Genomic DNA, 23606 nt, shown 5'->3' on the forward strand with positions numbered 1-23606 from the left:
CTGGGGTGAGGTGCACTTGTCGATTACTGCACCGTCAAAGTGACGTCATCCAACACAAACGACGTCTGCAGCGAGGCATTTTCCGAACCGGTGAACTTCAAGGTCACGGTCTGGCCAATGTACGAGCCGACGTTATAGCTGTGTACTTGGTAACCCGATGCCGCGTTGAGGTTGGAGAACGTTGCCAGCGTGGCCAGCACGGTTCCGCTGCTATTGAGCAGTTGCACCTTCAACGTGTCATGAGCTGCTGTGGTGGTGGTTTCAGCGGTGTCGATATGCAGATAGAACTGCAAGGTGGCGCTGGTCTTGCCAGACGGAATGCTTACTTTCTGCGAGACCGTATCGGTATGGGTGGTGCCGTAGCCGTCCAGCCATGCGAACCACGAGCCGCTGTGCGCAACTTCGCCAGAGCAGCTGCTATTGCTGCAAAGCACGCCCGCAGTCATCGACCAGGGCGAGGCGGAACCGGTCTCGAAGCCGGTATTGCCGAGCAATTGCGAACTACCACCGCCGCTGCTAACGCTGACGGACTTGGTCGCCGAACTGGTCTTACCGCTGACGCTATCCTTTACCGTCTCAGTCACACTGTACGTGCCACTTGCTGCATAGGCATGCGACGGACTCTGGGTGGTGGACGTACCGCCATCGCCAAAGGTCCACGACCAGGAGTTGATCGTGCCACCGCTGTCGGTGGAACTATCGGTGAAGTTCGCCGTGAGACCACTGGTCACGACGCTGAAGTTGGCCGTAGGCGTGCCACCACCACTGCCACCACCGCTCACGACAGGATGCGCGATTTCGCATTGGTTGGTGTCATTGGACCAGGTACTTTGCATCGCAAAGGAACCTGTGCCCATGCTCACGTTGGCCGATGCACCTTGACCCGAGCTGATCCACGCGCACTCATCGCCGTTTTCCTCTCCGTTGTAACTCCCGCTCTGGTGGTTGGTCCAACCACCAGCCGGGTTCTGATCCGTGATCGTTTCTGCGTATTCATGGCCGTTCACGATGGAGAAACCATCGAGGTTGCTGCCAGGATTGACGAAGCCTGCACCGCAACTGCTGCCCTGGTCGGACACATAAGGCATGTTGGTGAATGCGATATCACCATAGGGCGAGCTGACACCCTGATCGCCGTTGTAATCGTGCCAAGCACAGAAACCACCCGTCTGGTAGTTATCGGGATCAGCACCCGTGGGCGACAAGATCACGTACTGCACATAACGGTTGGATGCCGCGGTAGTGTTGCCGAAATGCGCTGCGGCGTTGATGGCTTCCTGTGCAAGCTGTGCACCGGTTGCCGCAGAAGGTGAGGCTTGCGAGTTGTCGTACCACACGCCGGCAAGTGCCCCACCCGTGGGATAACCGATCAACGGTGCGCCTGACGGGCAGGACGTTGCACCCGATGCCACCGACGAACCATCGCAATATTGCGTCATCGTGCCTGACCATAATTCACCACCCGTGCCCAGGCCTTTGAACATCTGTTGCAGGTAGGGCGCCGCACCGCTGGGGTCATTGGAAAAGTTCGTATTGCCGTTGCTGTCGGTGCTTGAGGTGCCCCACTGATTTCCATAGAACACCAGATACACCTTGGGTGTACCACTGGTGACGCCGATGCCATCGATACCGCCACCGAAAGATAAAGTCTCCGGACCAGTCGCCGCTCCTATTTGTGCCAAATAAGCCTTCATTTTCGCGTGTGTTTCACGCGTCGGTACCACACCATGCCGATAGGAATGCCCATAAGCGGGTGAATAAGGATTGCTGATTTGCGAGGCAGTATTGTCGGCCGCAAAAGCACTACCAGCGGCCAGTGCAAACAAGCTAGAAACGGCTGCCGTTTTGAGCAGACCGTATTTCATATGACCGAACATTTTGTATCCTCAAATTATAGAGAACAAAAGGACCCGCTCTGCGGCCGCCAGGCCACAGCACTTCCGCTTAAGCGGGGGCTTGTCTTCGCTCCAGATCTATAAAACGAGGCTTTGTCGTATTCCTTGCGTTACCCGCCCCCTCCCACTCCCTACGGGCATACGTTAGGAATGCTTGCGCGTAAGCCGAAGTCTTCGGCCCATCTCCCTGACAAAGTCGTTCGTCAGATGACCCCTAAATGACGAACCGCGAAAACCTACTTCAAGGCATTTTCAGTTGCAATCATATTTAATGACTAGAGGAAAAATTCCTATGGAGAAAACCTTTTCAAAAAGCATTTTCACGGCATTATCACGAATATAAAGTAATATTTTCTTCAAGCTTACGTGTCGTGTAATTACGCGCCTTCAAGAAAGAACCAGCACTACTTCAAAGTGAGCTGCAGGTCTCGGTAATTCAAATCAAACGCTGCTGCTCCAGCTCGCGCTTCAAGTACGCGTAATAGATCGGTGCAGCAACCAAACCCGCCAAACCGAACGCCGCCTCCATCACCAACATCGCAACCAGCAGCTCCCACGCGCGTGCGCGAATCTGCGTGCCGATGATGCGTGCATTGAGGAAGTACTCCAGCTTGTGGATGACGATAAGAAAACCCAACGAAGCCACCGCCACCCAGATCGACACCGAGAGACCCGCAATCGTCACCGCGGTGTTGGAGATCAGGTTGCCGATCACCGGCAGCAAGCCGGCGAGAAAAGTCACCACCACCAGCGTTTTCGCCAGCGGCACATGGATGTCCATCAGCGGCAGCACGCCGAGCAGGAAGATGCCGGTGGCTATGGTGTTGATCAGCGAAATCTTGATCTGCGCGAACACGATGTTGTGGAACGCCGCCGCCAGATGATGGCAACGCTCACCCAGCGCCGCCGCCAACGGACCAACCTGATGCGGTGGGCGCGCCCGATTAAGTGCCACCAACGCGCCAAGCACCAATCCCAGAATGATGTGCACCAGCACACGCGCGGTTTCCTTGCCCACGTTTTGCAGACTCATCGCGTGCTTGCGGGTGAGATCAAGCGCCATCACGCGCAGTTCGTCCACGCTATCCGGCAGCCAATTGGTGAGCGATTGCGGTAACTGCTCGCGCGCCTTTTCCACCAGCGGCATCAGTTGCTGTTCCCAGAGCGCGGCGGGATTGCTGATCTCGTTGCGGAAGAAGCCGACCAACGCCACGATCAGCAACGTCAACAGACCTACCACGATCACGCCAAGCACGGTCACCACAACCAAGCGCGCACGCTCACCGGAAATGCGCCGACCGAGCAGCGGCGTCATGGCATGCACCAGTTCGTACACGAGCAGGCCCGCAAGCATTGCCGGCAGCAGATGCAGCCATAGCACCAGCAACAACGCCAAGGTGGTCAACACGTAACTGGCGATGCGAATGCCGCGGGTGGAAGGAAGGGCTGCGTACACAGGCGCGATCCATGGGTAGGGCGTAATACGTGCAAGTCTGTCATAAACTTGCGTAATCCTCTGCGATCCCGTTTCTCTATCCACGGTGTTTCATGATCAAGTCCCTGCCCGTTCTGTTGGGCACGTTGCTCCTGCTTTGTGGTTGCGCCAGCCAGGCGCCGCATTCGGCTGCTCCCGCTTCGACTGCAACCGCAGCGGCACCAGCAGCTACCGTTTCTGCCGACGACAACCTCAACGCTGTCGCCTGGACGCAGACCGCGCTCGAACACGACTTGATCTATCAGGAAACCTTTCGCAGCGCGCAATCGCAATTGCTGATGGCACTGAAAGACAAGAACTGGGATGCCTTGCCTAGCGAGGATCGCGTCACGCCGTACAAGAACCTGAAGCCTGCTGTGATCCTGGACATCGATGAGACCGTGCTCGACAACTCACCCTACCAGGCACGCTTGATCCGCAAGGGCGGTGAGTTCAACGAAGCCGACTGGGCTGCGTGGTGCAAGGAAGAGCGTGCACGCGCCATGCCCGGTGCTGTGGCGTTCACGCAGTTTGCAGCCAAGCACGGCATTGCAGTGATCTACATTTCCAATCGCGCGCAGGATCTGGATGCCGCCACACTCAGCAATCTACGCAAGGTGGGCTTACCTGTATCCAGTCCCGATGCTTTCCTCGGCCTTGGCACCTTGCTGCCTGGCTGCGATCAAGTGGGCACTGAGAAGAACTGCCGCCGTCAACTTGTCGGCCAGCACTATCGTGTACTGATGCAGTTCGGCGACCAGCTCGGGGATTTCGTCACCGTGTTCGCGAACACGGCCACCGGCCGGGCTCAAGCTATGGCACCCTATAAAGACTGGATCGGCACCCGCTGGTTCGTGCTCCCCAATCCCACCTATGGTTCATGGGAGCCGGCTCTGTTCAACAACGAGTGGAGCATGCCGCGCGATCAGCGCCACCAACAGAAGATCCAAGCTCTACGGATTGAATAATTTCAATCACTTACTTGATCTTACTTAAAGTATTGCTTGAAGTTGAGAAGGGCTTTATCATGAGCTCGCCAACCCTGCTGACCTCCAAATATCTGCGGGCAAGGCCATTTCCCTTCCGGCGATGCCGGCATGACCCTGCGAGGCCCAACGCCCGCGGGGTTTTCTTTTGGGTTTTTTTGAGAGCCTGTCTAGGGGTTTCGCGTGGCCCGCGCCGGCTCTGTTTGCCCGCAACCCCGCGTCCTCACTCGGTTACGTATCGACATATGCGCCCTCGTTCCTCCTTGGCTTGCGGGCAAACAGGGCCGGCGCGGGCTACGCGAAACCCCTAGACAGGCTCTAAGATGCACCGCGCCCCGCCGTATGGCGCCGCCTTTTTGCCCTGCCTGGATGGCATGCTACCGCCCCTCCCACGTGAGAGATTCCATGCGTTTTCAAATGTTTAGGCATTGCCTGCCTTTTCTGGCGCTGCTCGTGCTGGCCGCCTGTCACAACAAAGAAGAAGCCACCGCAGCACCGGGCGGCGCCACGCCGGAAGCGGCCGTGCAGCAATCTGTGACCCTGATCAAGGCCGGTGATTTCGATGGCTTCTGGAAGCACGCCCTGCCCCCGGCCGACTACGCCAACCTGCGCACCGACTGGACGCACCCGCGCCCCGATCAACGGCCGATCACCGATGAAGATCGCGCCCGCTTCGCCCAGGCCGTCAAGCAGCTCACCGCGCCCAATGCGGAAACCACGCTGTATGACCAGCTCAAGCCCAAGCTGACGCAGATGGAGCAGCAGTACCACGATCAGTTGCCGGTGATGATCGGCATCGGCCAGGCCATCCTCACCACCGGCATCGCACAGAACAAGACGATGACGGAGAACCAGAAGCAGCAGATGCGCGACGCTCTCAACGTCATGCTGCCGTGGGCTCAGCAGACGCCTTGGTTCGACCAGGACAAAGCCAAGCAAGCCGTCGGCGTAGTGGTGACCAGCGCGCGTCAGCTCGACCTGAAAACACCGGATCAATTGCAAAGCATGGATTTCGACACTGCGATGAAGAAGTACGCCACCGCGTACCAGGGTATCAAGCAGTTGCTGGTGATCTACGGTCTTTCCGTCGACGACACACTGGACTCGGTAAAAGTCAGCACCGTCGGCATCGATCATGGCCACGCCCATGTGAAGATCGACTACACCTTGCTCGGCAAGCCACTGAGCAGCGACTCGCAACTCGTGCTGGTCGATGGCCGCTGGTATAGCCAGGACCTGCTCGACAGCGAACGCGCGCAACACGAACAGCTCATGCATCCGCCTGCGCCTGCTGGCAGCAGTACAGCGCCGGCACTGTCGGGGAGCATGCAGCCACCGGCCAGCAATGCCTCCACCGGCACGACGCTGGCCGCCAAGCCCTGAGCCGGGTGTAAGGCCGAACGCTAAACTATGCAGATGCCGACTATGACGACCGCGGAATCAACCTACCGCAGCCGCGCCCCCTGGTGGTTCAACCTCGCCGGGCACCTGCTTGAACCCTGGGTACGCATTCGCCGCGATCCAGCCGAACCTGCCAGCTTGCTGCTGCAGGGCGATGCGCCCGTTTGCTACGCGATCGAGCGTGACGGCTTTTCCGACGCGCTGATCCTGGATCGTGCCTGCCGCGAGGCCGGCTTGCCCAGTCCGATGCAACCGTTGCCATTCACTCGTCGCCGCCGTTCGGTGTTCGCGCTCGCACGTCGCGACGGCTGGCTGTTCGGCCGCAATCGCAAGCGTTCGCCAAACGAACCGTTCGGCCAACTGGTGCGCGCGCTGGAGGGCTTCCCGGATCGCGACATCCAGATCGTGCCGGTATCGATCTATGTCGGCCGCGCGCCCACGCGCGAGTCCGGCTGGTTCAGCGTGCTGTTTTCGGAAAACTGGGTGATGGTCGGCCGTTTCCGCCGCATGCTCGCGCTGCTGCTCAATGGCCGCGACACGGTAGTGCATTTCTCCGCGCCGGTATCGCTGCGCACGGTGCTGAAAGAAGAAGAAGACGTACAGCCGGAGCGCTTCGCGCGCAAGATGGCGCGCGTGATGCGCACGCACTTCCGTCGCATCCGCGCGGCAGTGATCGGCCCCGATCTTTCGCACCGACGCACCGTGGTCGACGCCGTGCTCAACGCCGAACCCGTGCGCGCCGCGATCACCTCCACCGCTGCCAAGGAAAACATCAGCTATGCGAAAGCGTGGGAACGCGCGCATAAGATGATGATGGAGATCGCTGCGGATTATTCGCACCCCGTAGTCCGCTCGGCTTCGTTCCTGCTGCGCAATTTCTGGAACAAGCTCTACGATGGCATCACCATGCATCACTTCGACAAGGCCCGCGCCGCCGCGCCGGGTTACGAAGTGGTGTACGTACCCAGCCATCGCAGCCATGCGGATTACCTGCTGCTGTCCTATCAGTTGAACGCGTCCGGCGTAGTGGTACCGCACATCGCCGCCGGCGTGAATCTCAACCTGCCGCTGATCGGCCCGATTCTTCGTCGCGGCGGCGCGTTCTTCCTGCGCCGCAGCTTCAAAGGCAATGCGCTGTATTCGGTGGTGTTCAACGAATACGTCGCGCAGCTGATCGACCGCGGCGTGCCGATCGAATACTTCATCGAAGGTGGACGCTCCCGCACCGGCCGCCTGCTCGCACCACGCGCCGGCATGCTGGTGATGACCGTGCGCGCCTTCCTGCGCGCGCCGCGCCGTCCCGTGCTGTTCCAGCCCGTGTACATCGGCTACGAAAAGCTGATGGAAGGCAAGAGCTACATCGGCGAGCTTTCCGGCAAGCCGAAGGAGAAGGAATCCCTGATCGGGCTGCTCCGCGGCCTGGGCGTGTTGCGCCAGCGTTACGGCCACGTCTCACTGAACTTCGGCGAGCCGATCGAATTGACGCCGCTGCTCGATGCCGCCAGCAGCCAATGGCGCGAAACCACTGCCGATCCGAGCGTCAAACCGGAATGGCTGAGCGGTGTGGTCGATCAGCTTGCGGAAAAAATCCAGATCAACATCAACCGTGCAGCGGACGTCAATCCGATCAACCTGCTAGCTCTGGCGCTGCTGTCCACGCCCAAACACGCGATGGCGGAAAACGATCTGCTGGCGCAGCTGGATCTCTTGAAGGCACTGCTCGAAGAACTGCCATATTCCGATCGCATGACACTCACGCCGCTGGCGCCGGACGCGATCCTCGCCTACGGCGAACAGATGGGTTGGATCACGCGCGTACGTCATCCGCTCGGCGACGTGCTGACGGTAGAAGGCGAACCTGCCGTACTGCTGAGTTATTTCCGCAACAACGTATTGCACCTTACGGCTGCCGCCGCATGGGTGGCCTGCTGCTTCCTCAACAATCGCCGCATGTCACGCGCTTCCGTGCTGCGTCTAGGCCGCATCATCTATCCCTTCATCCAGGGCGAGCTGTTCCTCCCCTGGGACGCCGAAGGTTTCGGCGTGCAATTGCAAGCCACCATCGATTTCTTCGTGCGCCGCGGCCTACTGGAAGCCGTCGGTGAAGGCCGCGTGCTCGAACGCGGACCTGGCCAGGACGACGCGGCTTATCAATTGAAGACAATCGCACGCAGCCTGATCCAAGCATTCGAACGCTACTACATTGCCATCGCCGCACTGGTGAAAAACGGCCCGCACACCATCACCGCCTCCGAACTGGAAACCGTGTGCACCCTTACCGCCCAGCGCCTGAGCCTGCTCAGCGAACCACTGGCACCGGAATTCTTCGACAAAGCCCTGTTCCGCGGCTTCATCCAGAAACTGCGCGAGCGCCGCATTGTGTGGACCGACACCGACGGCAAGCTCGACTACGACAGTGGACTGGAAGACATGGTGCGCGACGCACGCGTGATCCTCGCACGTGAAATGCGTCATTCCATTCTGAAGATCACGGGCAGCGAAGAGAAAGAAACACTTCGCACCACTTCGGAAGCGGAGCAAGCTCCCGCTACGCAGGCGCCTGCATCGGCGTCATCCGAACCTATGAATACCGGCGAAGAGTTGCATGAGCGGCATGTGATCGCCGAGCACCGCGAGCATGAGCACATGCCGGTGGAGCACGATAAAGATTAACCCTCTTTGGTTGCGCACGAATTCTGCTATTCGTGCGCAACCATGACGTGATCAGAAGCGATACCTTGCGCCAGCACTGAATACCGCCGCCTTGGTTCCGCCACCCGCAATCTGACCATCCAGATTGACGAACCACGACCACTGATTGTTCAACACGGCGTTCAGGCCCGCGCCGATCCAACCGCTGTTCCGTGGCGAGTTCACGCCTTCCAGTTCGAACGTCGCGTTCGGTGCACCTGCATAGGCCGCGGTGAATCCAAGATTACGCCCGCTGAGCAACCGCTGGTACAAGGCAAATCCCTTTAGCGCGACCTGGCCCGTACCCCAATTCCAGCGATAACCCAGGCGTGCACCGACTTGCGCATAGCTCTGGTTGAAGTCGTGGCTCGCCGCAGCGATACCGAAGCCACCAGCACCTTGCTCCGCAATGGCGCCACGGCGCAAATATTCATCTCCCGCGGACACGAACGGTGTAGTGGTCCACGCATTCGACTTCGCGTCATAACCCATTTCCAGATAAGCCGACGTCATCTTGTCGTTGCGCGAGCTGTTGATCGCCGCCGGCACAGTACCCAACACTCCCCAGCGGCTCGTGTCAGTGTGAATCCAATCCTCACCGATGCGACCCGACAGATAGGCATTACCCATGTCGTACTTGGCATACAGCATCACGCCCGTGCCGCGCGAAGTATTGTTGCCGCCCTGCATGGAGTATCGCGAACTCAGACGATCCCAATCCAGGCCAAGTCCCAGCGCGAAATGCTCCGCCAGCTTGACGTCGTAACCGGCAACGGACCCACCACCGCTATAGCTACCCGTGGCATAGCCCGACCGGGCGATGTCGCCATCTGCACCTGTTCCCTGAAACCATGCGCCTTGGGTTGAATGATCCTCGCCGAGATCAGCAAGGCGATCGGCCACCGTGCGGTTGACGATGCCAGCCTGCTGGAAGGTCAAACCTTGAGATGAAGCCAGCAACTGGCCTGAAAGGCTGTTGATCGAAGCTGCGGCCTGCGCAAAAGAACTGACATGTAGAAAATCACCCGCTGCATCAAGAAATGTCTGGTGCGACGAGGGATCGGTCACTGCCCATTGATTGGCCTGCAGCAACGCCGTTTGAATGTGCTGCGCAGTTTGCTGCGTAGTTGCTACTGCGGGCATGGCAGCCTGTGCAACCGCGGCAACCGACGCCTGACTGAGGCTCACATCTATCTGTGTAGTGGTGTAAGAGAGTGTGCCACTGGTATAGACGCTGCCACTGACACCAAGCGACCCAAATGTGCCCAGCACGCCACCGTTCGCCTGCAGCACCAGCTCCTGGGTCTGTGGCGTGTAGCCACTGGGTACATCAACGATGAGGGATGACTTGTTCAACGTAGCCACCCCTGAAATTTTCAAGGGATCACCCACTGTTATCATCGTATTGGTCACTGGCCCGTTAGCCTGCGCAGGAACCACGGTGTAGTTGCCGTTGATCTGCAATCCGGCGACGCTCGACGTAGCAACCATGCCGCTATTTACAACGTTGCCGTTGATGGCATTCCCGGCATCAACCGTAAACAGTTGCCCTTGCTGGTTGACGGTAACGTTTGAATTCAGAACACCATCGACAACAAGGTAACCACCATTGACAATGGTGTTTCCGGCCGAAGTAGTGGTACCAGTGCTTACGTAAAGCGAACCTCCATTTACGACGATGCCGCTGATGTTGTTCTGCCCGCTCAAAGTAAGATTTCCAGCACCATCCAACTGCAGCGAGCCACTGCCGCTCAGATTGTTGGAAAAAATCGCCAACTGGTTGGCTGGGATATTGACATCGAACACGCCCCAATTGAGCTGCCCCGGGCCGTTAACTGCCGCCTGGGCATTCACCAAGCCGTAGCCGTAGTAATCAGGACTGCCCAGGTTAGTGGCTGTACCTAGCAACGTTTCCTGCACATTTGTAGGGGTAAAAAACGGAAAAGCCTGCCAAACCAATGCTGCAACACCGCTCACGACTGCCGCCGATCCTGACGTGCCATCTCCTGCGCCAGTCTTGAACCCTGTATTGGCTACAGGGGAAACATAAATGTATCCAGGCGCTGCCAAGCACCATGGCGCAGCAACGCCGCACGCATTGGACGTAGCTGCCGTATCGAGCCCCGTTACCTGGCCGCTTGCATTCAATGCAACGTTCACCACAGCGAGCCAATTCTTTTGCAGACTTGGTTCGTAATACGGCAATCCCGCTTCAATACTAGGTTGCGACATGCCTTGATTGCCCGCCGCCCATACCATCAACTGACCATTGGTGGCGGTTGATTGAAAAATCGCGTACCTCCCAGTCACCTGCGGATCCGATGCACCGACCGCAGTGATGGATGTGCTGCTGCCGTAGGAGTTGTTGATCAGCTTGACACCTTGCGCAGTCAGATCGGCCAGCGCCTGCGGAATGAGGCTGATACTGACATTGCCCGTACTATCACCGACCCTGGCGATGTACAGCGATGATTGCGGCGCCACGCCGCCATAGAAAGGATTGCCACCTGAGCCATTGGCATTCGCCGTACCGCCGATGATTTCCGCCATCAGGGTTCCATGACCATCCGTATCCTGCGGCGTGGTGTTGCTGGGATCGACATAATCCTTGAACCAGCTGATGCGATTGACCAGTGCGGAGTTAGTCGCCTGCGCACCGCTATCCAGGATTCCAACTTTCACTCCTTGCCCTTGGTTGCCGGTCACACTTTGTGCATTCACCCAGGCGAGCGGGACGTTCTCTGGGTCGAGCTGCGCACGCAGCGGGGTGTACAAAGGAATGGCAGGCGTGGGCAGTGGCGTGGGGCTGCCGGTCAGCGTCGTTGGTGCCGGCCCTGGCGAGGGAGTTGGGGCTGGCGTCGGCGCGGGTGTTGGCGCTGGAGCGGGAGCTGGCGTCGGTGTAGGAGTCGGAGTGGGGGTTGGTGTGGGCGTCGGAGCCGGCGTTGGCGTAGGCACCGGTGATGCCGTTGATGGACGCACGTTTCCATTGCCGCCACCGCCGCCTCCGCATGCGGTCAATGAGGCCGCCAAGGCGATTGCAACGGAAAAAGCCAGTACGTTGTGACGGTTGAAGCTCATGACGATCGCTCCCTGCCTGGGGTAAATGCACGCCGCGTGGGTACACGCTGACGCATGCGACTTCGGTGTCGGTACAAAGAGAAAGGCGCAGCTTTAGATCAGCGCAGAGGAATGCGCCGGGCTGCTTTCGGATTCGGAGGAAACGACGAGAAAGGCAATGTCAGCCTTAAGAAAGCATGTTCCAGCTGACCTGCGTAAACATTCGGATTTGTCATCGATCCATCGCCCCTGAGTTGGAATGAAGACAGCGACATGTAGTCATCTGCCCACTTTCCAGAAGCCTTCGCTAAGAGTCATCCATCATCGCCAACAGCACAGCGTGCTGGCGGTTTGATCAAATGCGAGCGGCGTTGATGCACCGCTTGGTCCCCTTGACGCAGCGCGACGCTTGCGCATCGGCTAAAGCCCCTGTTTCACACGGCATGCTACGACATTTTTGGATTGCAGAGCATAGACCGGTCGTCCCGACAAGGTGACCATGAGTCTTTGTGTCTCGCATGAATTTGCGAATGATAGTTGCACACAGTCTGATCCGGGCGTCCGAGTGCTACTACATTGCCATCGCCGCAGTGGTGAAAAGTGGCCCGCACACCAACATCGCTTTCGAACTGGAAAAGGTCTGCACGCAAACTGCCCAGCGCCTGAGCCTGCTCAGCGAACCGCTGGCACCGAAATTCTTCGACAAAGCTCTGTTCCGCGGCTTCATCCAGAAACTGCGCGAACGCCGCATTGTGTGGATCGACACCAACGGCAAACTCGACTCTGATACCGCACTGGAAGATATGGCGCGCGACGTACGCGTGATCCTCGCACGCGAAATGCGCCACTCCATTCTGAAGACCACGCGCAGCGAACAATAAGAAACGCCACGCGCGGTGACCGAAATCGAACATACGACCACAGCATCCGAACAGACGCCTGTCTCAACTGAGCCCTTGAACACCAGCGAGGAACTGCACGAGGGATATGTAGCCGACTCTTCTAAACAGGTAAAAACATCTCACGGCGCTTATACGCCAGCTTTACTGCGCGTTTGTAAGCCTCAACATCCGCTTCGCACGAACGAAGCGGATGGTCCGGAAAAACCGAGATGGCGACGAGAGCGGCATAGAGAAACCTGAGCTGGTGCTCGTCAGCACCTACTCTGGAGCTAAAGATGTTGCGTAGTTGCACTGTCGGACCACAGTGATGGCATGTACATGTCGTGGCTCGTCTTCGAAAGCCAAGCCGTATCAACCGGAGACATGAAAATGGCCGAGAAAACCAAGGAACTCCCTGCGAACAATGAACTTGTTCGGCAGGTCGAAACCATTCTGAAGACAACGATTGAAGAAAAAGAACACATCAAATTGTCACCAAACGAGCCAGTCACATTGAAACTGCAAAATCACAAAATGTACTGGGTCCAATAGAGGCGCCAAATCCGCATATCACCGCGTCAACCGCCCTCTGCACATGGTTTATCGCCTTCATCTGCAGAGGGCGCTGCAGCAGTTCATAGTCTGCAGCCTTCAGAATTCCATGGGCGTTGTTATTTCAGGACACCCTCGCCTAGCGTCTTTCCATTGACCGTCGCGCCATACAATGAATCTGGCGTGTCGTGATACGCCTTGCGGGTTTCCTCGATGGAGCCATGGAAACGCGGATCCTGCGGACGCTCGTGACCATTCATGAAGTACGCCACGTCCCACGCATCCTGATCGGTCAGCGTATTGCCACGACTCAAGGGCATGTTGGCCTTGATGAAACCGGCAGCGTTGTCGAGTCGTTCCATGCCGGCGCCCCAGTTGAAGGATTGCGGCCCCCATAGCGGAGGAAAAACAGTACGGCCGGCTGCTTGCTGGCCTTGGCCATTGTCGCCGTGGCACAGCGCGCAGTCGCGCTTGAAGACGGATTCGCCACGCGCGTAATCTGGAGCCTGCGCGGGCTTTGGCAATTTCGGATAGCCATGACCGAGAGGCGCGACGCCGATCGATTCGCCTTTGGACATCCAATACGCGTACGCCTCCAACGCGACCAGCACGTCATCACCAAGCGGTGGCGCCTTGCCGTTCATGCTGTACTGGAAGCAGCCCTGCAGGCGTTCGGCGAACGTATTCACGTGATGATTCTTGCTGCGGTAAGCGGGATACATGGGATACGCGCCCCACAGTGGTGCGGATTGCGCAAGGCGGCCCGCATCAAGATGGCAGTTCTCGCAACTTAGTTGATTGCCGACGTAGCCCTTGGCGTAGCGGCCCGTGTCGATGAAGATCTGTCGACCTAGCGCGATCTGTTTGCCGAAGTCGTCGCTCGGAATCGAGGAATCTGCAGGTGGCTCGAAACCGCTCGCGTGCTTCGGCGATGTTGCCGCGGCGGCGGGTTCATTCGCTACCGATGGTGCGGCTTGCTGCGCCTTTTGATTGCATGCGGCGAGCAGGAACAACGCTCCTATCATCATCCATGGTGACGGCTTCATGGCTGCGCCTCCTTCACCGTCGAAGCAGGCTGCGCTGCATACCACGCACTGATCGCCGCGATATCTGCCTCGCTCAGCTTGCTCGTGACGGTTTGCATCAGTTGCAGCGGATCGTTGTGTCGCGCACCCTGCTTCCATGCATGCAACGCATTGCTGATATAGAGCACCGATTGCCCGGCCAACGGCGGAAAGTGATCACCTACGCCGCCGCCGCTGGGACCATGGCATTGTTCGCACGCAGGCAAGCCGTTCGGCCAACGTCCACGTGTGGCCAGTGTTTGCGCAACGTGCGCGGCTTCACCATCCGGTGTCTTTACAGGTGGCGCCGACGGCACAGGCAACTTGCTGTAATACTCCGCCACCGCATCACGCTCCGCATCGGTCAAGCTCATCACGACGGGTTGCATGGTGGCGTTGCTGCGGGAGCCGTTGGCGAAATCTTCCAATTGCTTGCGCAAATACGCCTGCGGTAATCCTGCAAGGCGCGGAAAGCCCGCCGCTGCCTGCCCGCCACCATCGGCACCGTGACACGCCATGCACGGCGCCGCGCCGTGGCCGTTTCCTTGCTGTGCGATCGTGGCACCGTCCGGTGTACCTGCCAAAGCGCTCTTTGCGATCAGCACGCAGCATGCAAGCAAAACCAAGCGCAACGAGTTCATGGTTGCGCCGGCTGGAAGCCGTACTTGCGATAGATCTCCTGTGCGTCGGCAGTAGCCATAAAGGCGAGGAAGTCCTTGGCCGCCTGCTCGTGCGGCGCATCCTTCATGCGCGCTGCGGTATAGGTTGCGGTGACGTTCTGTTCCGCCGGTATCGCGATCGTTTCCACCGGGCGATGCAGAATCTGCTGCTGGAAATACGCTTCGGTCGACCACACCGGCGCGGCGTCGGACTCGCCTTGCAATACGCGCAAGGGCGATTCGCGGTGATGGATGCGCGTGAGATAAGTGCTGCCATCCTTCACTTTGCCATCCATGATCGCGTGATCCAGCGCGTCACCGCCCGCTTTGCGATAACTTGCCTCGATCTGCTTGGCAATGCCTTCCCACTGCGGATTGGGCATGCTCACGCGCACGTCGGCACGACCGAGATCCTTCAAGCCTTCGACGTGTTTGGGATTGCCCTTCGCCACCATGATCGCCAGCGGATTGCGCGCGTAGTCGACCGTATCGGCAAACCAGCCACGCTGCTTCTGCAACTCCGCGATGGAGCTCTTGCCGTTGGTGAAGATATCCGGCTTCAAGGCAACGCGCAGATTGCCCATCACCAGTGAACCTGTCTCAATCTGCTTGGCAAGGATGCCCGGTGGAAGCGTCTCGACGAACACACGCTGGTACTGCGGATAGCGTTGTTTGAACGCTTCCACCAGATCGTGCACCACCATGAACTGGTTGCCAGCGAAGAACACAGTGAGCTGCGGATCGACGATATCGCCATGCAGATCCGCAATCGCATCAAATGGCGGCACCGAAAAGGAGACGCCTCCCGCCGGCGGCGGATTCCACGGCGGCAGATAATCCTGCTGAGCGGCGTTCACCACGCCGCAAGCGACAGCCAGCAGAGCAGCCAGCGACACGCATCGCCGGCAACGTTTCCAAGCTAGCAACATGATCGATCCTTCTTACAACGGCATCAGGGCGTAACCCTGCTGCTGCAGCTCGGTGATGGTGGTGAGCGCGGCCAAGCTGAGCGTCACATCTTTCGACGCCCATTCGTTCGCATAGTGATGCTCAGCCATCGCCTGCCCGCACACCGCGACGTCGATGCCGGCCTTGCGCAATTGCGCAATCACCGGAAGGTTGGGATTGGCCACGCCAAATTGCGCCTTGTAATGCTCGTCGTCGAGCACCAGCGGTGTGGCTTGCCCATAGGCCACTGCAACAAACTTGAGATGATCCAGCGGCACGCCAGCGGATGCGTAGAGGTTGACCGTGCGCGCCACACGCTCCAGCGCGGGGTTGATCTGGTCGGGCTTATCGCTGGCCTTGGTCAACGAAAACACCACTTTGTAGGTCGCTGCCGGATCGGGCTGATAGGCCGCCTTGGGCAGCGGATGGTAATTGCCAGCCGCGGTGATCGGTTGCGTCGGCGCACTTTGCACAGCAGCAGCGCAACCAAGCAGACCGACGATACAGAAAAACGGAATCGAACGTTTCATGCCCCAGCCCCTTTGCGGAAGTTGGCCGCAAGGCTACGCCGGCCGAGGCCATCAGACCACTGCATGTTGCCTATATGACGGATAAGCCAGCTTTATCGTCGCGCGTCATCCTGTACCATTCGCGCATGAGCGAGCAGCCCACCACCCATTTCGGTTTCCGCGACGTGCCGGTCACGGAGAAGCAAAAGCTGGTCGGCCAGGTATTTACCTCGGTCGCCCACAACTACGACCTGATGAACGACCTGATGTCGTTCGGCATCCATCGCCTATGGAAGCGCCATTTCGTGGCCATCAGCGGCATCCGCCGCGGCGACCGCGTACTGGACCTTGCTGGCGGCACCGGCGACATCGCGGCGCTGATCAAGCCGGTCGTGGGCGAGAGTGGCGAAGTGATCGTGGGTGATATCAATGCAGCCATGCTCAACGTGGGCCGCGACCGGCTCACCGATCGTGGACTGGTCGGCGGCCTGCGCTGGACGCAATTGAATGCCGAAGCACTGCCCTTTCCTGACAACAGCTTCGACGCTGTGACCATGGCCTTCGGCCTGCGCAACGTGACCGACAAGGACAAGGCACTGGCGGACATCTGCCGCGTGCTCAAGCCGGGCGGTCGCGCGCTGGTGCTGGAGTTTTCCAAGGTGCGCAACGAGCTGTTCAGCAAGCTCTACGATTTCCATTCGTTCCAGGTGCTGCCGAAGCTGGGAAGGTTGTTCGCCAGTGACGCGGACAGCTACCAATACCTGGCCGAATCGATCCGCAAGCATCCGGATCAGGAAACGCTCAAAGCCATGATGGAGCGCGCGGGTTTCGAGCGTGTTGAAGTGCGCAACCTCAGCAACGGGATCGTGGCGATTCATCGCGCTTACAAGCTCTGAGCTTGCATCGACGTTAGAACGTGATGCCCACCAGCAACATGTTCTCGCCACGATTGGGCATATGCAGAAACGCATTCGAGCTTCGGTTGTTCTAGAAAAGCGAAGATTTCGCTAGTCGCCTCGCGACATGGGCGAGCGAGAAGCGCAGCATCACGCCGCGCGCAGATCCTGCAGCAAGCTGCCCTGACGCAGCGTTTCTTCTTCGTGATCAGGATCGCGCCAGGTTTCTTTCAAGGCAGCGTCGTACCAACGACGCATGGACGGCAAAGCCAGCATGCGCTGCACATACGCTTGCGAGGTCTCATCGATGGGAAGGTGGTAGCTCTGCAGACGGAACACGACTGGCGCATAGAACGCGTCCACTGCCGTGAAAGCAGTGCCGGCTAGATAAGGGCCGCCGAAGCGTTTCAATCCTTCGTGCCAAAGCTCCTGCACGCGTGCGATATCCCGCGACAGCGCCGGTGAAATCGTGTGCAATTGCAAGCGAATACCGCAATTCATGGGACATTGCGAACGCAGTTCCTGAAAACTCGAATGCATTTCCGCCGCGACACTGCGCGCCCATGCTCGGGTGCGTGCATCGGCCGGCCATACGGCAGCATGATGCTCCGCCAGATATTCGGCGATCGACAACGAGTCCCATACCACCGTATCGCCATCGTGCAGGCATGGCACTTTGCCGGTAGGCGAAAACTCGCGGAACGCATCCCAGCTCGATGACGTGCCGCCCTGAAACGGCGTCAGCTTTTCCTCAAACGGAATACCCAGTTCCGTCAGCAGCACCCACGGACGCAGCGACCAGGAAGAGTAATTCTTGTTGGCAATGTAGAGCGTATACATGCGCATCCCTCTTTGCGTTCGATGTGCTTGTCGAATTCAACACTCTTTTGCCGCAACCGTCTCGGCAGACACCGTCCTTGCCGGTACACGCCGCTTCGTGTTGGCCAGGGCCACACCACCCACCGTGATCGCGCCGCCGACCAAGGTCAACCAGCCCGGCTGCTCGCCCAGCCATACCCAGCCGATCAACACCGCGATCGGCGGCGAGAAGTAGATGAAGCTGGATACCTGCGAAGCCGATGCGCGCCGCAACGCTGCGTTCCAGGTGAGATAGCCCACGAAAGTCGGTGCAATACCCAGCCACACCAGCGCGGCGATGTGCGACCACGGCGCTACCACCAAAGCGTGCGGCAGCCCAAGACCGAACGGCGCTGCACCCAGCGTGCCGGCGATGAAAGCAAATGTAGTAACGCCGATCATGTCATTGCGCACGAACAGCGGCTTCTGTCCCACGAAAAAAATCGCCGAGGCAAGCACGCTCACCAGCACCAGTGCAGCCATCGGCTGGAAGCGCACTTCCTTGCCGCTGGTGAGCACCACCAGCACCACGCCGAACAACGCCACACCCAGGCCGATTGCGCTGCGCAGGCTGATGCGTTCGCCAATCCAGAATGCGGACAGCGCGGCGGTTACGGCCGGCACCAGGGAGATCAGGATCGACGCCGTACCGCTGGCGATGCGTGTTTCCGCGTAGTTGAGGCACAGGTGGTAAACGGTAAGGCCGATCACGCCCAGCACGGCGAGCTGCAGCCAATCGCTACGCCGCGGCAGCGGCGAACGCCTGGCCAAAAGCAACATTACGAAACACAGCGCACCGATGGCGAGCCGTGCTAGCGCCACTTCGCCCGGCGTGAACGAAGCCAGTGCATACGCGATGGCCGCATAGGCGGATGACCAGGTCAGTAGAGCAATAGCAATATAGGTAAGCGCACGCCCATCAAGGCGTTCAGAGGTATCCATGGTCGATCCCGTTGGGGGCAGGAATAGTTGAAATCCTAGTCTTGAGCCCGCGACCGAGGAATAATGGATCCGAAGTCCTTCCGCATGTTTCGCTAACGATCAAAATATCTTTGACTCTTATGACCTACGAATCGAAACCCGAATGGGATGGCAAGGATTGGCAGCTGCTCGAAGCCCTGCAACAGGATGCACGCATCGGTTACGCGGAACTGGGCCGCAAGGTGCGCCTTTCTGCTCCTGCCGTGGCTGAGCGCGTCAAGCGTCTTGAAGAAGCCGGCGTCATCACCGGCTATCGCGCCATGGTTGAGCCCAAGCGCATGGGCTTTGGCATCGAGGCGATGGTGCGATTGCGCTGCGACGGCGGCACGTGTTCGCGTATCGGCAAAGTGGTCGCGGATGTACCTGAGGTACTGGACTGCCGCCGCCTCGCCGGCGAGGATTCCGCCCTGCTGCGCGTCGTGGCAATGTCGATCGAGCATCTGCAGTCCGTGCTTGATCGCTTGCTGAAGCTCCATCCGAGTATCAGCACCACGACGCTGATCGTTTTGCAGACGCCGCATGCGAATCGCACCATCACGCGAAGCATGTGGGATATGGCCCGCGCGCTTTCTAACGACTGAGCGCCACTTTCCAAACCAGGGACCCCAACTTTCATGCGCACGATGTATCCCGAGATCGAGCCCTATCGCACGCATCGCATCGCGGTGGACAGCAGGCACACGCTTTACGTGGAAGAATGCGGCAACCCGCAGGGGCTGCCGGTGATCTTTCTGCACGGCGGACCCGGCGCGGGCTTGTCTCCCTATCATCGACGCTTCTTTGATCCGGCGCGCTACCGCATCATCTTGTTCGATCAGCGCGGTGCGGGACGCTCTATACCTTTTGCCGATCTCACTGACAACACCACCTGGCATCTCGTTTCCGACATCGAAACCATTCGCGAACAAATGAGTGTGGAGCGTTGGGTCGTGTTCGGCGGCTCGTGGGGTTCTACGCTGGCACTGGCTTATGCACAAACCCATCCGGAACGCGTGCTCGGCCTCGTCTTGCGCGGCATTTTTCTTTGCCGGCCGGAAGAAATCCGCTGGTATTACGAGGAAGGCGGTGCATCGTGGATTCTGCCTGAGAAATGGCAGCGCTATGTTTCAGCGATACCACCCGAAGAACGCGGCAACATGCTCGACGCCTACTGGAAACGCTTAACCAGCGACGACGAAAACACGCGACTGGCAGCAGCCACCGCCTGGGGCGCATGGGAGGGCGGCGGCATCACGCTGGAAGAAAGCCCCGAAACCGAAGCCAGTTTTGCCGCGCCTGAAGTCGCACTCAGCCTCGCCCGCATCGAAGCCCATTACTTCCGCAACCATGGCTTCTTCGAACCGGGCCAGTTGTTGCGTGACGCAAGCAAACTGCGGCACATCCCCACCACCATCGTGCATGGCCGCTACGACATCATCTGTCCGGTGAAGAACGCCGTCGACTTGGCCGCCGAATGGCCGGAAGCCGAGTTCCACGTAGTGGTCGCCGGGCACGCCGCATCGGAACCCGCGATCGTGGACGTGCTCGTGCAGGCAACGGATCGGCTTGCCGATCGCTACGTTTGACCCGAGCATCGCATCATGGCCAAGGACATCACCGTGTATGCGTGGCAACCATCTTCTGACTTATGGTCGCCAAGCCAACGCTGAGCGGGTGAACACAAGCACCCACCTCCGCCACGGGCCAAGGCGGGGGTGGCGATGGCATACTCGCCGCTCCCGATTCCCCATGGAAGCCGCACGATGTCTCCGCTTCGTACCCTGGCCCTCGGCGCCCTGCTCCTGCCGGTGGCGGCCTATGCCAACGATCCGTATTCCTATGCCCAGCCCGACGAGGTGCGCGTCAACCATCTCGATCTCAAGCTGAAGATCGACTTCCCGCAGAACAAGCTGGATGGCCAGGCCACGCTGACGTTGGACTGGAAGGATCCCAAGGCCGATACCCTGGCGCTGGATACGCGCGATCTGAACATCGCCAGCGTCGAATCGATCGATACCAATGGCAAGCCATCGGCGCTGCAATACGCGCTGGCACCGCGCGACAAGCAGTTGGGCAGCAAGCTCACGATCCAGGCGCCGCAGCATCCACGCAAAGTGCGCATCGTCTACAGCACGTCACCCGGCGCCACGGGCCTGCAATGGCTGCCACCTGCGCAGACGGCCGACAAGAAGCAGCCTTTCATGTTCTCGCAATCCGAATCCATCCATGCGCGCTCCTGGGTGCCGCTGCAGGATTCACCAGCGATCCGCTTTACTTATGACGCCGAGGTGATCGCTCCCAAGGACACTCGCGTGTCGATGAGCGCACCGAACGATCCAGTGCATGCGTTGAATGGTGATTTCAGTTTCAAGCAGACGCATCCGATTCCGTCTTACCTGTTGGCGATTACGGCGGGTGATCTGTCCGTGAAGCAAACCGGTCCGCGCTCGGCCGTCTACGCGGAGCCTTCCGTCGTAGGCAAGGCAGCACACGAGTTCGAAGACACAGAGAAGATGATCAAGACCGCGGAGCAGCTCTACGGTCCGTACCGCTGGGGCCGCTACGACTTGCTGGTGCTGCCGCCGAGCTTTCCTTACGGCGGCATGGAAAACCCGAACATGACCTTCGCGACGCCGACGGTACTGGTGGGCGACAAGAGCCTGGTTTCGCTGGTGGCGCATGAGCTGGCGCACTCCTGGTCGGGCAACTTGGTGACGGCTGCATCGTGGCGCGACATCTGGCTCAACGAAGGTGTAACCACATACGTGCAAGGCCGCATCACCGAGGCGCTGTATGGCAAGCGTCAGGCGGATGAGGAAACGCTGCTGGACGTCCACACACTGCAACGCGAAGTCGGCAAGCTACCGGCGAATGCACAACGATTGGCACCGCCGCCAGGGGACATCGATGCGGACGACACGCTTTCCGACGTCGCCTACAACAAGGGTTCGTGGTTTCTGCGCACACTTGAGCAGCGCTTCGGTCGTGACACCTTCGACAATTATCTGAAGGGCTATTTCAATCACTTCGCTTTCCAGAGCATCACCACCGAACAGATGCTCGATTACTTGAAGCCGAACCTGATCGACAAATATCCCGGCAAGATGAGCTGGGACGAAGTGAAGGAATGGGTGTACGACGCTGGCATTCCCAAAAACGCGCCGATTCCCGATTCGCCGCGCTTCGACGCCATCGACAAAGAACGCACTGCTTTCCTCGGCGGCACATTGACCGCCGAAAAGCTCGACGCAAAGGATTGGAACACACAGGAATGGATGTACTTCCTCGACGGTATGCCGGACGCGCCTGCGCTGGACAAGATGCAGCAACTCGACACGGCCTGGCATCTCACCGGCACACCCAATGCCGAAATCGGCATGCGCTGGTATGTGCATGCCATCGGCGCCGGCGACAAGGCTGCGTGGCCCGCCGCAGCGGAACATATGACGCGTATCGGCCGTCTGTACCTGACCATGCCGGTCTATCGTGCATTGAGCAAAACGCCGGATGGTTTGGCGTTTGCCCAGCAGGTTTATAACAAGGCGAAGAGCGGTTATCACCCGTTGACGCAGCAGGCGGTGGAAGCGCAGTTTGCGAAGGCTGGAAAACACTAGCGCTCGGCTCAAACTTGCCGTAGTCAACTTCCTCCCTGCGTGTAGTAGGGAGTGTCGGGTGGGGCGAAGCAACCTCGCGATGAATTCAACATTACGACAAGCTCAAACAACCCCACCCCAGCCCTCCCCTGCCAAGCAGGGGAGGGAGCAACGTCTCGCATTGCTTGGAAAAAACCAATGAATACCAGCTCCACCCGCCCCCTCTGGCAACGCTTGCTGATCCGCCGCTTGAAGTTCCTCGGCATCCTCGCCGCGCTGATCATCGTGGTGCTGGGCGGCAGCTATGCCTTCGCGCCGCAATGGCTGCTTCAGGCCAAGACCTGGCATGAAGTGATGAATGCGCAACTGGAAAAGCGCGCAGTGCAAGCCGGCGATACGCGTTGGGTGTACTACGAAGGCGGCCAGGGCCCGACCATCGTACTGGTGCATGGTTTCGCCGCACGCAAGGAGGTGTGGCTGAAGGTGGCGCCGCTGCTCACCGCGCATTTCCACGTGGTGATCCCCGACCTGCCCGGCTGGGGTGAGTCTTCGCGCAATCCTGGCGCTAGCTACAACATCGACAACCAGGCTGATCGCCTGAACGATTTCATCCAGACATTGCACCTGCAACATGCATTGATCGTTGGTCATTCGATGGGTGGTGCCATTGCCGGCACGTACGCAGCCGAACACCCGCAAGACGTAGCGCAGCTGGCATTGATCGATTCTTTCGGCCTGCAGTTCAAGGAGAACGCATTCGCCAAGGAAGCCATGAGCGGCAAGGATCCATTCGTCTACGACGACCGTGCCGGTTTCGCGCGTGCCAATGCCTGGGCCTTCGAGAAGGTGCCTAATATTCCCGGGCGCTTCATTGACGTATTCGTGCAAGACAACGTCAAGAACCGCGCCTTCATCGACAATACCTTCAATGAGCTGCGCGAAAATTCACAGGTGCTCTCGCTACAGACGCGGCTCGACAAGCTCACCATGCCGGTGCTCGGCATGTGGTGCCATGACGACAAGATCATCGATATTTCCGCATTGGAAAGCCTGCGCAGCGGCCTCGCGCATGCACCATCGATCAGCACCAGCATTATGAATGGTTGCAACCACATGCCGCAGATGGAAAAACCCGAAGCATTCGCGCAGGTGCTGACCAGCTTCATGCTGGCGCATTGATCA

18 protein-coding genes and 1 pseudogene are annotated in these 23606 nt (G+C 59.1%); 10 read left to right on the plus strand and 9 right to left on the minus strand.

Annotation, left to right across the window (positions count from 1 at the left end; genetic code table 11):
* Nucleotides 1–23 precede the first annotated feature (23 nt).
* Together QQJ86_RS09140 and QQJ86_RS09145 are read right to left on the minus strand one after the other, a co-directional pair.
* The gene (locus QQJ86_RS09140; protein ID WP_284320625.1) at nt 24–1877 is read right to left on the minus strand and encodes a PKD domain-containing protein; all 1854 of its coding nucleotides are present in this window, start codon (nt 1875–1877) and stop codon (nt 24–26) included.
* Between the two features lie 454 nt (nt 1878–2331).
* A complete protein-coding gene (locus tag QQJ86_RS09145) occupies nt 2332–3360 on the minus strand; it encodes an AI-2E family transporter (protein ID WP_423372968.1) in 1029 nt (342 codons plus the stop codon).
* An 83-nt stretch (nt 3361–3443) separates the two neighbouring features.
* Here QQJ86_RS09145 and QQJ86_RS09150 point away from each other — a divergent pair, with 83 nt between their 5' ends.
* From QQJ86_RS09150 to plsB, 3 genes are all read left to right on the plus strand, one after another.
* Complete coding sequence (locus QQJ86_RS09150; RefSeq protein WP_284320627.1) at nt 3444–4337, plus strand: 5'-nucleotidase, lipoprotein e(P4) family; 894 nt, start codon at nt 3444–3446, stop codon at nt 4335–4337.
* 423 nt (nt 4338–4760) lie between these two features.
* The gene (locus QQJ86_RS09155) at nt 4761–5738 is read left to right on the plus strand and encodes a hypothetical protein (RefSeq protein WP_284320628.1); all 978 of its coding nucleotides are present in this window, start codon (nt 4761–4763) and stop codon (nt 5736–5738) included.
* A 33-nt stretch (nt 5739–5771) separates the two neighbouring features.
* The gene (gene plsB / locus QQJ86_RS09160; protein ID WP_284320690.1) at nt 5772–8429 is read left to right on the plus strand and encodes a glycerol-3-phosphate 1-O-acyltransferase PlsB; all 2658 of its coding nucleotides are present in this window, start codon (nt 5772–5774) and stop codon (nt 8427–8429) included.
* A 51-nt stretch (nt 8430–8480) separates the two neighbouring features.
* Here plsB and QQJ86_RS09165 read toward each other — a convergent pair whose 3' ends face one another.
* Nucleotides 8481–11525, minus strand: a complete 3045-nt coding sequence (locus QQJ86_RS09165; protein ID WP_284320629.1) for a S8 family serine peptidase — start codon at nt 11523–11525, stop codon at nt 8481–8483.
* A gap of 512 nt (nt 11526–12037) precedes the next feature.
* On the opposite strand from QQJ86_RS09165, the pseudogene QQJ86_RS09170 reads away from it, so the two are divergent.
* Both QQJ86_RS09170 and QQJ86_RS09175 read left to right on the plus strand, forming a co-directional pair.
* A pseudogene (locus tag QQJ86_RS09170) lies at nt 12038–12385 on the plus strand (glycerol-3-phosphate 1-O-acyltransferase PlsB); the annotation flags it as partial.
* Between the two features lie 339 nt (nt 12386–12724).
* Entirely contained in the window at nt 12725–12937 is a 213-nt protein-coding gene (locus QQJ86_RS09175; protein ID WP_284320630.1) for a hypothetical protein, read from the plus strand.
* Nucleotides 12938–13056: 119 nt separating this feature from the next.
* Here the strand turns inward: QQJ86_RS09175 and QQJ86_RS09180 are convergent, their stop codons facing one another.
* The 4 genes from QQJ86_RS09180 to QQJ86_RS09195 are packed head-to-tail and all read right to left on the minus strand — an operon-like array spanning nt 13057 to nt 16138.
* Nucleotides 13057–13983, minus strand: a complete 927-nt coding sequence (locus QQJ86_RS09180) for a c-type cytochrome (protein ID WP_284320631.1) — start codon at nt 13981–13983, stop codon at nt 13057–13059.
* Complete coding sequence (locus tag QQJ86_RS09185) at nt 13980–14642, minus strand: c-type cytochrome (protein ID WP_284320632.1); 663 nt, start codon at nt 14640–14642, stop codon at nt 13980–13982. The genes QQJ86_RS09180 and QQJ86_RS09185 overlap by 4 nt, the downstream gene beginning before the upstream one ends.
* Nucleotides 14639–15589, minus strand: coding sequence for a substrate-binding domain-containing protein (locus QQJ86_RS09190; RefSeq protein WP_284320633.1), 951 nt, complete (start codon nt 15587–15589; stop codon nt 14639–14641). The genes QQJ86_RS09185 and QQJ86_RS09190 overlap by 4 nt, the downstream gene beginning before the upstream one ends.
* Before the next feature lie 12 nt (nt 15590–15601).
* Nucleotides 15602–16138: a DsrE family protein gene (locus tag QQJ86_RS09195; protein WP_284320634.1), complete on the minus strand. Its 537-nt coding sequence runs from the start codon at nt 16136–16138 to the stop codon at nt 15602–15604.
* Nucleotides 16139–16263: 125 nt separating this feature from the next.
* Between QQJ86_RS09195 and ubiE the strand changes: the two genes are divergently transcribed.
* Entirely contained in the window at nt 16264–17013 is a 750-nt protein-coding gene (gene ubiE, locus QQJ86_RS09200; protein ID WP_284320635.1) for a bifunctional demethylmenaquinone methyltransferase/2-methoxy-6-polyprenyl-1,4-benzoquinol methylase UbiE, read from the plus strand.
* 150 nt (nt 17014–17163) lie between these two features.
* Here the strand turns inward: ubiE and QQJ86_RS09205 are convergent, their stop codons facing one another.
* The gene (locus QQJ86_RS09205) at nt 17164–17853 is read right to left on the minus strand and encodes a glutathione S-transferase family protein (RefSeq protein ID WP_284320636.1); all 690 of its coding nucleotides are present in this window, start codon (nt 17851–17853) and stop codon (nt 17164–17166) included.
* 36 nt (nt 17854–17889) lie between these two features.
* Nucleotides 17890–18813 carry a DMT family transporter gene (locus QQJ86_RS09210; RefSeq protein ID WP_284320637.1) on the minus strand — a complete coding sequence of 308 codons (924 nt, stop codon included), beginning with the start codon at nt 18811–18813 and terminating at the stop codon, nt 17890–17892.
* A 119-nt stretch (nt 18814–18932) separates the two neighbouring features.
* On the opposite strand from QQJ86_RS09210, the gene QQJ86_RS09215 reads away from it, so the two are divergent.
* The 4 genes from QQJ86_RS09215 to QQJ86_RS09230 all read left to right on the plus strand — a co-directional run bounded on the left by QQJ86_RS09215 (nt 18933) and on the right by QQJ86_RS09230 (nt 23603).
* Nucleotides 18933–19433, plus strand: a complete 501-nt coding sequence (locus QQJ86_RS09215) for an Lrp/AsnC family transcriptional regulator (protein WP_284320691.1) — start codon at nt 18933–18935, stop codon at nt 19431–19433.
* 33 nt (nt 19434–19466) lie between these two features.
* The gene (pip, locus tag QQJ86_RS09220; protein WP_284320638.1) at nt 19467–20417 is read left to right on the plus strand and encodes a prolyl aminopeptidase; all 951 of its coding nucleotides are present in this window, start codon (nt 19467–19469) and stop codon (nt 20415–20417) included.
* Nucleotides 20418–20594: 177 nt separating this feature from the next.
* The gene (locus QQJ86_RS09225; RefSeq protein WP_284320639.1) at nt 20595–22445 is read left to right on the plus strand and encodes a M1 family metallopeptidase; all 1851 of its coding nucleotides are present in this window, start codon (nt 20595–20597) and stop codon (nt 22443–22445) included.
* Between the two features lie 177 nt (nt 22446–22622).
* Nucleotides 22623–23603 carry an alpha/beta fold hydrolase gene (locus tag QQJ86_RS09230; protein ID WP_284320640.1) on the plus strand — a complete coding sequence of 327 codons (981 nt, stop codon included), beginning with the start codon at nt 22623–22625 and terminating at the stop codon, nt 23601–23603.
* The last annotated feature ends 3 nt before the right edge of the window (nt 23604–23606 follow it).

This window comes from Dyella acidisoli (genome assembly GCF_030160295.1).
Lineage (GTDB): Bacteria > Pseudomonadota > Gammaproteobacteria > Xanthomonadales > Rhodanobacteraceae > Dyella_B > Dyella_B acidisoli.

What these genes read in the sequence shown, in the direction of transcription:
- QQJ86_RS09140 (WP_284320625.1), bottom strand. Translation starts at nt 1,877, where the DNA reads ATGTTCGGTCATATGAAATACGGTCTGCTCAAAACGGCAGCCGTTTCT.
- QQJ86_RS09185 (WP_284320632.1), bottom strand. Translation starts at nt 14,642, where the DNA reads ATGAACTCGTTGCGCTTGGTTTTGCTTGCATGCTGCGTGCTGATCGCA.
- QQJ86_RS09225 (WP_284320639.1), top strand. Translation starts at nt 20,595, where the DNA reads ATGTCTCCGCTTCGTACCCTGGCCCTCGGCGCCCTGCTCCTGCCGGTG.
- QQJ86_RS09190 (WP_284320633.1), bottom strand. Translation starts at nt 15,589, where the DNA reads ATGTTGCTAGCTTGGAAACGTTGCCGGCGATGCGTGTCGCTGGCTGCT.
- plsB (WP_284320690.1), top strand. Translation starts at nt 5,772, where the DNA reads ATGCCGACTATGACGACCGCGGAATCAACCTACCGCAGCCGCGCCCCC.
- QQJ86_RS09205 (WP_284320636.1), bottom strand. Translation starts at nt 17,853, where the DNA reads ATGTATACGCTCTACATTGCCAACAAGAATTACTCTTCCTGGTCGCTG.
- pip (WP_284320638.1), top strand. Translation starts at nt 19,467, where the DNA reads ATGCGCACGATGTATCCCGAGATCGAGCCCTATCGCACGCATCGCATC.
- QQJ86_RS09215 (WP_284320691.1), top strand. Translation starts at nt 18,933, where the DNA reads ATGACCTACGAATCGAAACCCGAATGGGATGGCAAGGATTGGCAGCTG.
- QQJ86_RS09180 (WP_284320631.1), bottom strand. Translation starts at nt 13,983, where the DNA reads ATGAAGCCGTCACCATGGATGATGATAGGAGCGTTGTTCCTGCTCGCC.
- QQJ86_RS09175 (WP_284320630.1), top strand. Translation starts at nt 12,725, where the DNA reads ATGTCGTGGCTCGTCTTCGAAAGCCAAGCCGTATCAACCGGAGACATG.
- ubiE (WP_284320635.1), top strand. Translation starts at nt 16,264, where the DNA reads ATGAGCGAGCAGCCCACCACCCATTTCGGTTTCCGCGACGTGCCGGTC.
- QQJ86_RS09210 (WP_284320637.1), bottom strand. Translation starts at nt 18,813, where the DNA reads ATGGATACCTCTGAACGCCTTGATGGGCGTGCGCTTACCTATATTGCT.
- QQJ86_RS09195 (WP_284320634.1), bottom strand. Translation starts at nt 16,138, where the DNA reads ATGAAACGTTCGATTCCGTTTTTCTGTATCGTCGGTCTGCTTGGTTGC.
- QQJ86_RS09165 (WP_284320629.1), bottom strand. Translation starts at nt 11,525, where the DNA reads ATGAGCTTCAACCGTCACAACGTACTGGCTTTTTCCGTTGCAATCGCC.
- QQJ86_RS09150 (WP_284320627.1), top strand. Translation starts at nt 3,444, where the DNA reads ATGATCAAGTCCCTGCCCGTTCTGTTGGGCACGTTGCTCCTGCTTTGT.
- QQJ86_RS09155 (WP_284320628.1), top strand. Translation starts at nt 4,761, where the DNA reads ATGCGTTTTCAAATGTTTAGGCATTGCCTGCCTTTTCTGGCGCTGCTC.
- QQJ86_RS09230 (WP_284320640.1), top strand. Translation starts at nt 22,623, where the DNA reads ATGAATACCAGCTCCACCCGCCCCCTCTGGCAACGCTTGCTGATCCGC.